General features: G+C 57.8%; 7 protein-coding genes and 6 pseudogenes. 9 read left to right on the top strand and 4 right to left on the bottom strand.

Annotated features, from left to right (window positions below; translation table 11 throughout):
• Window positions 1–139: 139 nt before the first annotated feature.
• Window positions 140–268 (top strand): annotated as a pseudogene (locus ACMX3H_RS05575) (cell division protein ZapC domain-containing protein); the annotation flags it as partial.
• 59 nt (window positions 269–327) lie between these two features.
• Here the strand turns inward: ACMX3H_RS05575 and ACMX3H_RS05570 are convergent.
• Complete coding sequence (locus ACMX3H_RS05570) at window positions 328–1,368, bottom strand: YcbX family protein (protein ID WP_415210106.1); 1,041 nt, start codon at window positions 1,366–1,368, stop codon at window positions 328–330.
• Between the two features lie 103 nt (window positions 1,369–1,471).
• Here ACMX3H_RS05570 and rlmKL point away from each other — a divergent pair.
• The 7 genes and pseudogenes from rlmKL to rmf form a co-directional block, all read left to right on the top strand.
• Window positions 1,472–3,592, top strand: a pseudogene (gene rlmKL, locus ACMX3H_RS05565) (bifunctional 23S rRNA (guanine(2069)-N(7))-methyltransferase RlmK/23S rRNA (guanine(2445)-N(2))-methyltransferase RlmL); the annotation flags it as partial.
• A 9-nt stretch (window positions 3,593–3,601) separates the two neighbouring features.
• On the top strand, window positions 3,602–5,524 hold the full coding sequence (locus ACMX3H_RS05560; RefSeq protein WP_415210107.1) for an ABC transporter ATP-binding protein: 1,923 nt from the start codon (window positions 3,602–3,604) through the stop codon (window positions 5,522–5,524).
• A gap of 68 nt (window positions 5,525–5,592) precedes the next feature.
• Window positions 5,593–6,869: pseudogene (gene pqiA, locus ACMX3H_RS05555) on the top strand (membrane integrity-associated transporter subunit PqiA).
• Window positions 6,856–7,440, top strand: a pseudogene (locus ACMX3H_RS05550) (MlaD family protein); the annotation flags it as partial. The pseudogenes pqiA and ACMX3H_RS05550, both read left to right, overlap by 14 nt.
• A 334-nt stretch (window positions 7,441–7,774) precedes the next feature.
• Window positions 7,775–8,823: pseudogene (locus tag ACMX3H_RS05545) on the top strand (MlaD family protein); the annotation flags it as partial.
• Window positions 8,823–9,486, top strand: a pseudogene (gene pqiC / locus ACMX3H_RS05540) (membrane integrity-associated transporter subunit PqiC). The pseudogenes ACMX3H_RS05545 and pqiC, both read left to right, overlap by 1 nt.
• A 269-nt stretch (window positions 9,487–9,755) precedes the next feature.
• On the top strand, window positions 9,756–9,920 hold the full coding sequence (rmf, locus tag ACMX3H_RS05535) for a ribosome modulation factor (RefSeq protein WP_415210105.1): 165 nt from the start codon (window positions 9,756–9,758) through the stop codon (window positions 9,918–9,920).
• Window positions 9,921–10,017: 97 nt separating this feature from the next.
• Here the strand turns inward: rmf and fabA are convergent, their stop codons facing one another.
• Together fabA and ACMX3H_RS05525 are read right to left on the bottom strand one after the other, a co-directional pair.
• The gene (fabA, locus tag ACMX3H_RS05530) at window positions 10,018–10,536 is read right to left on the bottom strand and encodes a bifunctional 3-hydroxydecanoyl-ACP dehydratase/trans-2-decenoyl-ACP isomerase (protein WP_415210104.1); all 519 of its coding nucleotides are present in this window, start codon (window positions 10,534–10,536) and stop codon (window positions 10,018–10,020) included.
• A 65-nt stretch (window positions 10,537–10,601) separates the two neighbouring features.
• Complete coding sequence (locus ACMX3H_RS05525; protein WP_415210103.1) at window positions 10,602–12,353, bottom strand: S16 family serine protease; 1,752 nt, start codon at window positions 12,351–12,353, stop codon at window positions 10,602–10,604.
• 207 nt (window positions 12,354–12,560) lie between these two features.
• Between ACMX3H_RS05525 and matP the strand changes: the two genes are divergently transcribed.
• The gene (gene matP / locus ACMX3H_RS05520; protein ID WP_025422775.1) at window positions 12,561–13,019 is read left to right on the top strand and encodes a macrodomain Ter protein MatP; all 459 of its coding nucleotides are present in this window, start codon (window positions 12,561–12,563) and stop codon (window positions 13,017–13,019) included.
• 335 nt (window positions 13,020–13,354) lie between these two features.
• On the opposite strand, the gene ACMX3H_RS05515 is transcribed toward matP, so the two are convergent.
• A partial coding sequence (locus ACMX3H_RS05515; protein WP_415210102.1) for a transposase domain-containing protein occupies window positions 13,355–13,568 on the bottom strand: 214 nt, incomplete at its 5' end.

Here is a 13,568-nt window from a genome sequence, read left to right as displayed (position 1 = left end):
AAGTCCAGCGGGAAATTGGGACGACGTCTTGAGGGTTTTGGTGGGGTTTGTTTCATGAATTGCGCCCATTAAAAAAATAATGGACATCATCTTCAATAACTTGATGGAGAATTAACAGACGGCGCTGGGCGTACGCTTACTGCTGGCCCAACCCTGTCTGACGCTGGCCGGCCGCCGGATGGCCCTTGGCGACGCGATAAAAATCATGCATGACCGACTCCAGCCGGCGCCTCGCCAGGACGATTTGCAGTTCGCGCCGGCGGTATAAGGCCAGACCAGGCTGGCGAAAGCGTCAGCGGTCCCAGGCCGCTCACGCGGGCGCTATTCCTATTCCAGGTGTACATCGCCGTGCGGTAGGCAACTGCAAGACAGGATCCACGGCGCTGATGCCGTCGCGCTGCCGGTCAGCGGCGCAACGTCACCCGACAATAATTTCACCTTGCAGGTGCCGCAAATGCCGGCACGACAGGAGTAGGGGATGCGAATGCCCTGTAGCTCCAACTGCTCCAGTAAAATATCCCGTTGGTTGCCGGTAAATTGCCGGCCCTGATACACAATGGTCACCGGCGCGTCGGCGGCCTGGGGCGGCGGCGCGGGTGTGATTGCGGGGCTGCCGGCGCGATAGCGGTGCGGCTTACGGGTGCTCAGGACCTCGACATTGTCGCCCACCCGCACGATACCGGTGGTGCGGGCGATAATATTCTGGCCGAAATCGACGTTGCCGTCGTCCGCGCTGCGATAGCCTTGTAAGGTGCGCAGCGGCTCACCCTCAGGATGTTTATGGCCCTGTTCCACGTTGACCGTGGTCAGAACACAGCGGCTACAGGGTTTCACCACTTCAAACTCGACCTCGCCGATACGCAGATGATGCCAGCTATCCTCCGCATACGCTTCGGTGCCGGTCACCACCAGATTCGGCCGAAATTGGGTCAGAGTGACCCCCGCCGGGCAGCGGCGCTGTAAATCCAAAAAGGACGCTTCGCTTATCAGTAAATAAGGATAACCGTCGGCGAACGATAGCGGGACGGCAGGGAAGCGTTTTACCCGCCGGTGGCTATGCTCGCCCGTCCAGCAGAGGGTAACCGGCTGTTCAAGATAGCCGGAAAGCCAGGTATTGATGGTCTCCGGCGCCGGATAAGCGGTAAAATGATTCCCCCAGACCTCACCCGGCTGTGCCGGCGCGGAAAAATCGGCAAAACGCACGTGGCGGCTTTGCCCGTCGGGGTCGGTGATAAAGACGCCGCCGGCGTCGGTGAGCATAAAAACGCGATCAAACGTCAACCCTTCGGCGCCGGCCAGGGCATGCGACAGCGGCAGCCCGCGCATTGATTTCACCGGGTGCACATATAAGCGCGATAAAATACTCATTCTGCCTCCGTGCCGTTTGTGATGACGGTCAACTTTATGACAATGGGGCAGGATTGGCTATAATGCGCAACGATTTTCTTTTTAATTAATAATAAGGGACCAGATGAATTCTCTGTTTGCCACCACGGCACAAGGTTTGGAAGAACTGTTGAAAAGCGAGCTGGAAACCCTGGGGGCCGCCTCGTGTAAAATTGCGCTGGGCGGCGTGCACTTCCAGGCCGATAGCCGGCTGCTTTACCGCGCGCTGTTGTGGAGTCGTCTGGCGTCGCGCATCGTCCTGCCGCTGAACGAGTTCAGCGTCGACAGCGATGGCGACCTGTATCGCGATGTGCAGGCGGTGAACTGGCCGTCGCTGTTTACGGTGGATAAACGTTTCGCCGTGCATTTCAGCGGCACCAACGCGGCAATCCGCAACAGCCAGTATGGCGCACTGAAGGTCAAGGACACCATCGTCGATATTTTTACCCGCCACGGCGCACGCCGGCCCGATGTCGACCGCCAGCAGCCCGATATTCGCATCCAGGCCTATCTGCACCGCGACCGGGTGATGCTGTCGCTTGACTTGAGCGGCAGCAGTCTGCACCAGCGTGGCTATCGCGACGCCGCGGGTCAAGCGCCGTTAAAGGAGAATCTCGCCGCCGCCATCGTGCTGCGCTCCGGCTGGCAAACCGGCACGCCGCTGCTGGATCCGATGTGCGGCTCCGGTACGCTGCTGATTGAAGCGGCGCTGATCGCGGCCGATTGCGCGCCCGGGCTTACGCGCCCGTGTTGGGGATTTTCCGCCTGGTCCGGGCATGATGAGGCGCTATGGCAAGAGACGGTGCACGAAGCGCGCGAGCGTGCCCGAGCGGGGCTGGCGCAAACGGCGTCGCGCTTTTACGGCTCCGATGTCGACAGCCGGGTGCTGGAGAAGGCGCGCCAAAACGCGCGCCGCGCCGGCGTCTCTGCATTGATTACCTTCCAGGCAGGCGAGGTGGCGCAGCTGGTAAATCCGCTGCAGGAGGGGCCGCGCGGGACGGTTGTGAGCAACCCACCTTACGGTGAACGCCTGGAGAGTGAACCAGCGCTTATCGCCCTGCACAATCAGCTCGGCCGGTTCATGAAAAGCCGGTTCGGCGGCTGGCGGCTATCGTTGTTCAGCGCCTCGCCGGCGCTGCTCGGCGCGTTGATGCTGCGCGCAGAACGCAGTTTCAAAGCCAAAAACGGCCCGCTGGACTGCGAGCAGAAAAATTACTTGCTGGCGGAAACCGCCGTCGCGCCCGGCCAGGTGGAAGGGCAAATCGCCGCCGATTTCGCCAACCGCCTGCGCAAAAACGTGCGCTCGCTGCAAAAATGGGTCGAGCGGGAAAAGCTGGATGGTTACCGGCTGTATGACGCCGATCTGCCGGAATACAATGTCGCTATCGATCGCTACAGCAGCTGGGTGGTTATCCAGGAGTATGTGGCGCCGAAAAGCGTGGAACCCGAGCGCGCGCGTCAGCGGCTGTATGATGTGATTAACGCCACACTGGCGGTGCTGGCGATACCGGCCAGCCGTCTGGTGGTCAAAGCGCGCGAGTGGCAGAAAGGCAAGAATCAATATGAAAAACTGGCGCAGAAAGGCGAATTCCTGCTGGTGGAGGAGTACGGCGCCAAATTATGGGTCAACTTGACCGACTACTTGGATACCGGGCTATTCCTCGATCACCGCATCGCGCGCAGAATGCTGGGGGAAATGAGCCGCGGCAAAGACTTCCTCAATCTGTTCGCTTACACCGGCACAGCCAGCGTACATGCCGGCATTGGTGGCGCGCGCAGCACTACCTCGGTGGATATGTCGCGGACCTTTCTGGAGTGGGCAGAAAAAAATTTGCGCAGCAACGACCTGGTGGGCCGTCAGCACCGGCTGATACAGGCGGATTGCCTGGCGTGGCTGTCGATGGCGCAGGAAACGTTCGATGTGATATTTATCGACCCGCCCACCTTCTCCAATTCCAAGCGGATGGCCGATACCTTTGACGTTCAGCGCGACTATCTGGCGCTGATGGCCGAACTCAAACAGCTGTTGCGCCCCGGCGGCACCATTATGTTCTCCAACAACAGACGCGGTTTCCAACTGGATGATGCGGGGCTGACCGCGCTGGGCCTGCGGGCGCAGCCGATAACCGATCGTACCCGCTCGCCGGACTTCACCCGCAACCGCCAAATTCATCACTGCTGGCTGATAAGCCATGCGGACAAGGATCTCTACGCCATGTCATTAATCAGTCTTTCCGGCGCCTGGTTGTCGTTCAGCGATGCGCCGCTGCTGGATAACACTGAGCTGCATATTGAGCGCAACGAGCGAGTCTGCCTGGTGGGGCGCAACGGCGCCGGTAAATCCACCTTGATGAAGATCTTGAGCCGCGAGGTGCCCCTCGACGATGGTCAACTGATTTTCGAGCAGGATGTGATCGTCGCCCAGCTGCAGCAGGACCCGCCACGGGACGTCACCGGCAGCGTCTTTGATTTCGTTGCCGAAGGGGTCGAGGCGCAGGCGCAAATACTGAAAGCCTATCACGGGATTTCTCAGCGGGTAGAACAAGACCCGAGCGAAAAAAATCTGGCAGAGATGGGCCGGCTGATGGAGATCCTCGACCACCAGAACCTGTGGCATTTGGAAAAGCGTATCCATGAGGTGATTGCGCAGATAGGTCTGGACGCCGAGAGCCAGCTGTCATCGCTGTCCGGCGGCTGGCTGCGCAAGGCGGTGCTGGGCCGCGCGCTGGTGTGCGAACCGCAGGTGTTGCTGCTAGACGAGCCCACCAACCATCTGGATATTGAAACGATCGACTGGCTGGATGCTTTCCTGAAGACCTTTCCCGGCAGTATTATTTTCATCTCCCATGACCGCTCGTTTATCCGCGAGATGGCGACCCGCATCGTCGATTTGGACCGCGGCAAGCTGGTTTCCTGGCCGGGTAATTATGACAAATATCTGGAAGGAAAAGAGGAAGAGCTACGGGTGCAGGAACTGCAGAACGCCGAATTCGATCGCAAACTGGCTCAGGAAGAGGTGTGGATCCGCCAGGGGATCAAAGCCCGGCGCACGTGTAATGAAGGCCGGGTGCGCGCCCTGAAAGCGTTGCGCAAGGCGCGTTCCGAACGGCGCGAGGTGATGGGCAGCGCGAAAATCCAGGTGGAAGAGGCGGCACGGTCGGGCAAAATCGTCTTTGAACTGGAAGATGTCAGCTATGGTATAGAAGGGAAACCGCTGATTAGCCACTTCAGCGCGCAGGTGCAGCGCGGGGATAAAATCGCCCTTATCGGCCCCAACGGCTGCGGTAAAACCACGCTGCTGAAGTTGATGCTGGGTCAACTTGGCGCCGACAGCGGCCGCATACATTGCGGTACCAAGCTGGAAGTCGCCTATTTCGACCAGTATCGCGCGGTGCTCGATCCGGAGCGTACCGTGATGGACAACCTGGCCGAGGGTAAGCAGGAGGTGATGGTCAACGGTCGCTCGCGCCACGTGTTGGGCTACCTGCAGGACTTTTTGTTTCATCCGAAACGGGCAATGACGCCGGTAAAAGCGCTTTCAAGCGGCGAGCGCAATCGGTTGTTGTTGGCACGGCTGTTTCTCAATCCCAGCAACCTGCTGATTCTTGACGAACCCACCAACGATCTCGATGTCGAAACCCTGGAGTTGCTGGAAGAGCTCCTCGACAGCTATCAGGGCACCGTACTGCTGGTCAGCCACGATCGCCAGTTCGTGGATAACTCGGTGACCGAATGCTGGATTTTTGAAGGGGAAGGCCGCATCGAATGCTACGTGGGCGGTTATTTTGACGCGCAGCGCCAGCGCAGCAATCGGCGCGTGCTAAGGGCGCAGCCGACGCCGGCGCAAAAGACCCCGGCGCCCGCGCCTGGCTCCACCCCATCTTCTGCCAAACGCGGCGGGGGGAAACTCAGTTATAACCTGCAACGGGAGCTGGAAACCCTCCCGGGGCAGATCGAGCGGTTGGAGCAGGAAATAGGCCAACTGCAGGCGCAAGTGGCGGCGCCGGACTTTTTCAGTCAACCCCACGAGACGACGCAGCCGGTGATGACGGCGATTGCGCAGGCGGAAGACGCGCTTGAGCAGGCGTTCACCCGCTGGGAAACGCTGGAAGCGCAAAAGAACGGCGCGGCGGAATAGGCCCTGGCGGACGGCGCATGCCGCCCGCCGTTAACCCGCGCAAACGGAAAGCACAATAGGAGGTAGGCGTGTGCGATTATCCCCGACATCAGCATCACGTGCTTTGCCCGCACTGTGATTTATTGGTGGCGCTGCCGCCGCTGCCGCCCGGCCAGAAGGGGATCTGCCCGCGGTGCCGCAACACCCTGCAGAGCTATTGGTACGATCCGAAACGCCAGCCGGTGGGGTTCGCCATCAGCGCGCTGGTGATGCAGGGGCTGGCCAACCTCTTCCCGTTCGTCAATATGGAAGTCTCCGGCATAAAGCGGCAAATAACGCTGCCGCAAATTCCGCTGGTGATGGTTAGCGATCATTTTTCCAGCCTGGCAGGCGTGTTTCTGCTGTGTGTACAGGCGATCCCCGCGCTTTGCATGATAATGATCATCTTATTGTGCCTGGATGTACCGCTGCCGTTTCGCCTGAAGGCTTTTCTGGCCAAGTTATTATTCGCCCTGCGCAGTTGGGGCATGGCGGAGATTTTCTTGGTCGGGGTGCTGGTCAGCTTTGTCAAATTGATGGCTTACGGCCAGATAGGAATCGGCGACGGTTTTATTCCTTTCTGTTTCTTCTGCTTGCTGCAGCTGAGGGCGTTACAGTGCGTCGACCCTCGCTGGTTATGGAACGTCATCATGCCGTTCACGTCGCCGGTAACGCGTTTGCGGCCCGGTGAGGGCGGTCTGGCGCAGGGCATACGCGCCTGCAGCTATTGTACGCTAATCCTGCCCGCGGACGCCGCCGTCTGTCCGCGCTGCCGCACCCGCGAGGGCGCGCGCCGTATCCATAGCCTGCAATGGACGCTGGCGCTGTTATTGACCTCATTGATGCTCTATATGCCGGCCAATCTCTTGCCGATTATGATTACCGATGGGCTTGGCAATCGGCTTAACTCCACCATCATGGCCGGCGTCATCCTGCTGTGGGAGGACGGCTCGATACCGTGGCGCTGGTGATTTTTATCGCCAGCATCATGGTCCCTAGCCTGAAGATGATTGCGCTGGGCTGGCTGTGCTGGGACGCCGCCGGTCGCGGCGAGCGAAACGCGGCCGACAGCGAACGGATGCACCTACTCTACGAGGTGGTGGAATTCGTCGGCCGCTGGTCGATGATTGATGTCTTTGTCATTGCCGTGCTGTCTGGCCTGGTGCGTATGGGTAGGCTGATGAGCATCAGCCCCGGTATCGGCGTGCTGCTGTTTGCCGCGGTCGTCATCTTGACCATGATCGCCGCCAAAACTTTTGACCCCTGTCTTTTGTGGGACAGGGCTTCGCATACCACGCTAAAGGAGTCGACCGTTGACGGAAAATAATTATCAGGAAGCCCGGGTGGAGAAGATCAAACGCTGGTCGCCGGTGTGGATCATTCCCATTGTTAACGTCCTCATTGGCGCCTGGATCCTGTTTTACCATTTCATCCATCAGGGCAAAGTGATCACCCTGACAACCAGCTGCGCCGACGGTATTGAAGCCGGAAAAACCGCTATTAAAAGCCGCCGCGTGGATGTCGGCACCGTCGAGAGCGTGATGCTGAGTGACGATTTGCGCCAGGTGGAAATCAAAGCGCGCATCTATAACGGCATGGAAAAAATGCTTAACAAAGACTCGGCGTTTTGGGTGGTGAAACCGCAGATCGGCAAGGAAGGGGTGTCGGGATTAGGTACCCTGTTATCCGGCGCCTATATTCAGCTGCAACCCGGATCCAGCGAAGAGACATCGCGGGAATTTAAACTGTTGGACGCACCGCCGCTGGCTTCCCCCGATGCGCGCGGTATCCGTATCCAGTTGGACAGCGATCGTTCGGGTCAGCTGAGCGCCGGCGATCCGGTGCTGTTTCGCGGCTTCCGCGTCGGTACGGTGGAAACCAGCCACTTCGATCGTAAACGCCCCGTGGAGGACGTCTTGAATTATTGGTGGATTTGTTGTATAAGACAGTAAACCTACGCTACACGCTTATGCTCATTGCGTTTTCACATTATATTGATTTTAATAACTTTTATTTCCATCCCGGTTTGAGTGATATGAAATTAGTGGTTCTGAAGTTTGTAATAGTGTCCATTAAAATTTAAGTGGACACTATCATCGCCGGATTATCCATGATCTGACAGCCGTCCCTTATAGGATGCGGGTTCACTAGGCATCGTAGCGGAACATATTCTTACCGGGCCATACAACAAATCCACCAATAATTCAAGACGTCCTCCACGGGGCGCTTACCTTCGATCCGCTTAAGCGCATGATGAATTATCAGCTCTTTATCAACGCGCCTTATGATAGCCTGGTGACCACCAATGTCCGTTTCTGGAAGGACAGCGGCGTGGCGCTCAATTTGTCGGCCTCCGGCATGCGCGTGGAAATGGGCTCACTGACCACGCTGTTTGCCGGCGGCGTCAGTTTTGATGTGCCGACCGGCTGGGAACTGGGACAGTCGGCCAAAGAACAGCAGCGTTATCAGCTGTTTGATAATAAAAACGACATCGCCGATTCCCTCTACACCCAACATCAGGACTATGTCCTGTTCTTTGACGATTCGATTCGCGGCCTGCAACCGGGGGCGCCGGTAGAATTCCGCGGCATTCGCCTGGGGACCGTGGCTGAGGTGCCGTTCGCCACCGTCAGCACCGATCAGGAAATGAACGGCGACTATCGCGTGCCGGTGCTCATTCTCATTGAGCCGGATAGCTTTATCAGCAAGGTGGGTAAAAACTTTAATATCAATAAGCGCCTGACCGCGGCCGAAGGGCAGGGCTTCCGCGCGGCGCTCAAGAGCGCCAACTTGCTGACTGGCGCACTGTATGTCGATTTGGATTTCTATCCGCAGGCCAAAAAGCCTGGCCGGGGCCATCCACCGTCAAGAGTTACCCGGTCCTGCCGACTACCAGCGCCGGTCTGGCGCAGATACAGCAGAAACTGACCGCGACGCTGGATAAAATCAATGCGCTACCGCTCGATCCGATGCTCAATCAAGCCACCAGTACGCTGGCGCAAAGTCGGAGCACGCTACAGGAGCTACAGCGCACGCTGAAGGCCGTGAATAAGATCACCGAAAGCGCGTCGATGCAGCAATTGCCCCAAGATATGCAGCAGACCTTGAAAGAGCTGAACCGCAGTATGAAAGGGTTCCAGCCCGGCGCCCCTGCCTACAATAAAATGGTGGCGGACATGCAGCGTCTCGATCAGGTGCTGCGGACGCTGAACAGCAAGAGCAATGTGCTGGTTTTTGAAGCGGATAAAGGTAAAGATCCACAGCCGAAGAGGGCTAAATGATGCAAAAAGGGAGACTTTTAGCGCTGGCGACGGTGCTGTTGCTCGGCGCCTGCGCCACCGGCGACGGCAACACCTACTATCAGCTGCCGTTCGAGTCGGCGAGCAACGCGACGACACTTTCCACCGCCGGGGCAAGCGCGTCCGCGTCCGGTGCGGGCAGCGCCGCCGACGGGCAGGGACCGGCCGCCACGCCCTTTCGCGCCGACAGCCGCGCTGCCCGTCGGCAGCTTTGGGTCGCGCAGGTATCGGTCGCGGATTTTCTGGCCGGCAACGGACTGGTCTATCAAACCAGCGACGTGCAGTACATCACGGCCCGCAGCAACCTGTGGGCCAGTCCGCTGGAACAGCAGTTACAGCAATCGCTGGTGGCAAATTTAAGCGCCGCGCTACCGGGGACGCTGGTGTCCACGCAACCCATCGGCAGCAGCGGTGACAGCGACCAACTGGTGGTGACCATCACCGGTTTCCACGGCCGTTACGATGGGCGCGCGGTCGTCCAGGGGGGTGTGGCTTCTGACCCACGACGGACGCGTCATCCGCCAGCCGTTTAACCTGACGCTGCCCCAGGAAAAGGATGGCTATGACGCGCTGGTGCGTACGCTGGCACAGGGCTGGAAAACGGTCGGGCAGCAGGTGGCGAAAGAATTTATAGCTATAAACTAATAATTATTTATTATAATCATTTACATAAGCCGCCGGCTGTCGTGGACGGCGTCCGCCGAGGTGGCCGACACAAGAGACAATTCAGCGGTTTATCCCGACCCGCGTCTTTTTCAGGGCTGAGAGATTTGTCAATTTTGCCCTGCCGAGATGACAAATCGATGACATGGTGGTTTGATCTTCGCCGCTTTTCTCGTTAAAGATTAGGTGTAACCTTGCCGTTAGAGGTTACCGTTTTCTTTCAACCAGCCAAGATGATGAGGGATAAACCTATGAAAAGACAAAAACGAGATCGCCTTGAACGTGCTCATTCACGCGGCTATCAAGCGGGTCTGTCAGGGCGTACCCGTAAACTTTGTCCATATCAATCACTTGACGTACGCTCTCACTGGTTGGGAGGCTGGCGCAAAGCCATGGAAGACCGGTCGGTTATCTGATCTGTCACCCAAGAAGGTCCTCCGCCTGGCGCGGAGGTTTTTTTTGGACACCGTCGGCGCGCGCCGGCAGGAATCAACGTCATGCCGGCGGTGAGCATCAGAAAGCCGCGGTATCTTTAAACAGACCGACTTTCAAATCGCTCGCGGTATAAATGACGGTACCGTCGCACAGCACTTCGCCGTCAGCCATGCCCATCACCAGCTTGCGGTTAATCACGCGGCGGAAATGAATGCGATAAGTCACTTTTTTCGCGCTCGGCAAAATCTGCCCGGTGAATTTCACTTCGCCCACGCCCAGCGCGCGGCCTTTGCCTTCGCCGCCCAGCCAGCCCAAATAGAAACCCACCAACTGCCACATGGCGTCAAGACCCAAACAGCCGGGCATCACCGGATCGCCGATAAAATGGCAGCCGAAGAACCACATATCCGGATGAATATCCAGTTCCGCTTCCACGAAACCTTTATTGTAATTACCGCCGTCTTCGGTCATTTTGACCACCCGGTCCATCATCAGCATATTCGGTGCCGGCAACTGCGGGCCCTCTTTGCCGAACAGTTCGCCGAGGCTGGACGCCAGCAGATCTTCTTTGATATAGGATTCGCGTTTATCTACCATATTTCTCTAAACCTTAATTATTGAGTCCCGCACATTACCCGACATGCAGGCCGCTGACAATTCCCTTAGCTCTGGTTAAACCAGTTTAGCCATCGGAAGCCCCAGGGCAAACGTTGCCGTTCGTGCAGATTAACATTGGCGATACGCTCGCGTATCGACGCAAGAAGACTTGGACGCTTGTCGTGGTCAAACGGCATCGTGGTCAGGATTTCCAACGCATCATCGATAGTTTCCACCGCCCAGAGAGAAAATTGCCCCTCGCGCACCGCCTCGATGACATCGTCATTGAGGCAAAGGTGGCGCACATTGGCGGTAGGAAGAATCACCCCTTGGGCGCCGGTCAGCTCACGCGCCTGGCACAGGGCAAAGAAGCCTTCTATTTTCTCATTGACGCCGCCGATGGGCTGTACGCGGCCGAATTGATCCACCGAGCCGGTGACGGCGATTTGCTGATTGATGGGTTTATCCGCCAGGGCGCTAATCAGCGCCACCCCTTCCGCCAGCGAGGCGCTATCCCCGTCTACCTCACCATAGGACTGCTCGAAGACCAGCGAGGCGGAGAAGGGCAGCTGTTGGTCGAGCTCCAGCGCCGACATTAAAAACGCCTGCATGATCATCATGCCCTTAGCGTGAAGATTGCTGCCCAGTTCCGCCTTGCGCTCCACGTCGTTGATTTCGCCGTCGCCCAAATGGACCACGCAGCTAATGCGCGACGGCTCGCCGAACGGCAGCGGGTGGCCCGGAAAATCCAGCACCGAAAGGGCATTGACCTGGCCGACCACCTGCCCCTCGGTTTCCACCATGATCTGGCCTTCGGCGATCTCGTCTTGCATACGCTCGCTGAGATAACTCTCGCGCCAGACACGGGTGCGCTCACTGTCAGTAAACGCCGCGGCGGTCAGCGCTTGCTGGGAGCCGTACAGCGCCGCCTCTTTTAGCCGGCGGATGAGCCACTGCGGACATAAAGGCAGCTGGCACTGATCGCCGCTGTAGCGGACCGACTGTCGCACCAGCGTCGGCCAAGCATCGGCGCTCAGTAGCGGTAATCCCTGGCGCTGCGCGAGTGTGTTTACCCAGGCGCACCATTGGGTCATCTCCTCCGCGCCCGCAATGCGCAATTCGGACTCGAATTCGCCATACAGCGCCAAACGGGTAAGCTCGGGCTGCAAATCGTTAAGGTCGGCCAATCCTTCGCGGTTGCCGACCACAATAAGCCGCAAGTTCAGCGGCATCGACGGTACGGACACCGGCAATGGCCGGTTTTCGTCCGCCGGCAGCCAATCGAAGCGCTGCTGCAAGATCATCTGCTTGAGCCGCAGCCAGAGCAAAGTCTGGCTCACCAGCGCGCGTACGCCGACGATAAGGACACCGCCGTTGGCGCGATGCACCAGGCCCGGCTGCAGATCGATCACATCCCGGTAGCAGCGCAGCGCGCCAAACAGCGGCTCATATTCCACCCAGGACTGCCAGACGCAGGCGTCGCGCGCGGCGAAGTTATCATCCACCWTGGTCGCCGGCTGTTCGCTTGCGCCCATACCGGTCACGACATAGCGGCTGCCGACGGGCTGACCCGACGCCGGCAGGATCTGTTTCACCGTCTCGGCAATTAGCTGAAAATATTCATCCTCCTCTTGTGCCGTCAGCAGCATAAAACGGCTGGGCGAGCGTGAATGGCAAAATTGCGTCAACCCGTCCGTGAGACGGGCCTGAAGCGTTGCCAAAGGGGCGGACAGAGGCGGGCAGGGTTGGTCAAATACCGCCGCGAAACCGGCCAGATCGGGCAGTAAATATTTCCATTCTAATTTTTTATTGGTCAAAATGATAAATAACGTCGCTGTTCAGGGGGAAACGCTGATTATACAAGAAGAGACATTGCTTCGTCTCGGCCTGTTTTGCTACCTGACGCATCATTGACTCAACGCCCCGATGCGGGCGTCAAATGATCGGCACGGACAAATATTAGTGAAATAACAACCAACAATGCTATCATCAGGCATAGGTTACACGGTCACAGGTGCGCTCCTATGAAATACCAGCAGCTTGAAAATCTGGAAACAGGTTGGAAGTGGAAATACCTGATTAAAAAACACCGTGAAGGGGAGCGCATCTCCCGTCACGAGGAAAACAGTGCGGCGGCGGAATCTGTTCAGGAGCTTATCAGTTATCAGCACCAGCCGGAAAAGATCCTGAAATGGATTCGCGAGTCGATGCATCCCGTGCTGGAAAACCGCATGAAGCAAACTATTCGGGCGCGGCGCAAGCGGCACTTTAACGCTGAACATCAACATACGCGCAAGAAATCCATCGATCTGGAATACCTGGTTTGGCAACGGTTGGCCGCGCTGGCCCAGCGACGTGGAAACACCCTGTCAGAGACCATTATCAACCTGCTAGAAGATGCGGAACGCAAGGAAAAAGTCGACAAAACCCTGTCGTCTTTGCGCAGCGACCTGAAGGCTATCCTCGGCGAAAAAACCAACTGATTGCCGCAGAGGGCGATGCCCTACATCTGTGACCCGCCGCAAAGAACATCACCCTATTTGCCAGCCCTCCTTTCGCGAGACAGCGGCGGGGTCCATTTTCTGTCGCGCCAACATCGACACTCTGTGGCCACATTGGCACTGTGTGGCCATCTTAATGGAAGATGCGGCGATGATGGTGAGTTACCGTCATGGGCGGGGCAACTTAGTCCGGCATAATTACCTGAATTGTGCAATTGATGTAGGGTGGCCGAAATAATTCACATAGGCGGAAACGATTGACGGCGAATTTATTGGGTTGAATACACGTAAGCATACGCCCAGCGCCGTATTGACAGTTATTCAGCAGGGATGGTGAGGTTCCACGGCAGGAGCTCTTTGATTTTGTTGATGGGATGATCTGCGATAATCGCCAGCACATGGTGCAGATACGCTTCCGGCTCCACGCCGTTCAGTTTGCAACTGCCGATCAGCGTATACATCAGCGCCGCCCGGTCGCCGCCGCTATCCGAACCGAAGAACAGATAGTTCTTGCGACCCAGGCTTATTACC

This window comes from Sodalis sp. (in: enterobacteria), from assembly GCF_047607725.1.
Lineage (GTDB): Bacteria > Pseudomonadota > Gammaproteobacteria > Enterobacterales > Enterobacteriaceae > JBLKSS01.
This window is presented reverse-complemented; position numbering and strand designations above follow the sequence as displayed.

Coding starts and splice junctions, on each gene's coding strand:
- rmf (WP_415210105.1), top strand. CDS start 9,756: ATGAAAAGACAAAAACGAGATCGCCTTGAACGTGCTCATTCACGCGGC.
- ACMX3H_RS05570 (WP_415210106.1), bottom strand. CDS start 1,368: ATGAGTATTTTATCGCGCTTATATGTGCACCCGGTGAAATCAATGCGC.
- matP (WP_025422775.1), top strand. CDS start 12,561: ATGAAATACCAGCAGCTTGAAAATCTGGAAACAGGTTGGAAGTGGAAA.
- fabA (WP_415210104.1), bottom strand. CDS start 10,536: ATGGTAGATAAACGCGAATCCTATATCAAAGAAGATCTGCTGGCGTCC.
- ACMX3H_RS05560 (WP_415210107.1), top strand. CDS start 3,602: ATGTCATTAATCAGTCTTTCCGGCGCCTGGTTGTCGTTCAGCGATGCG.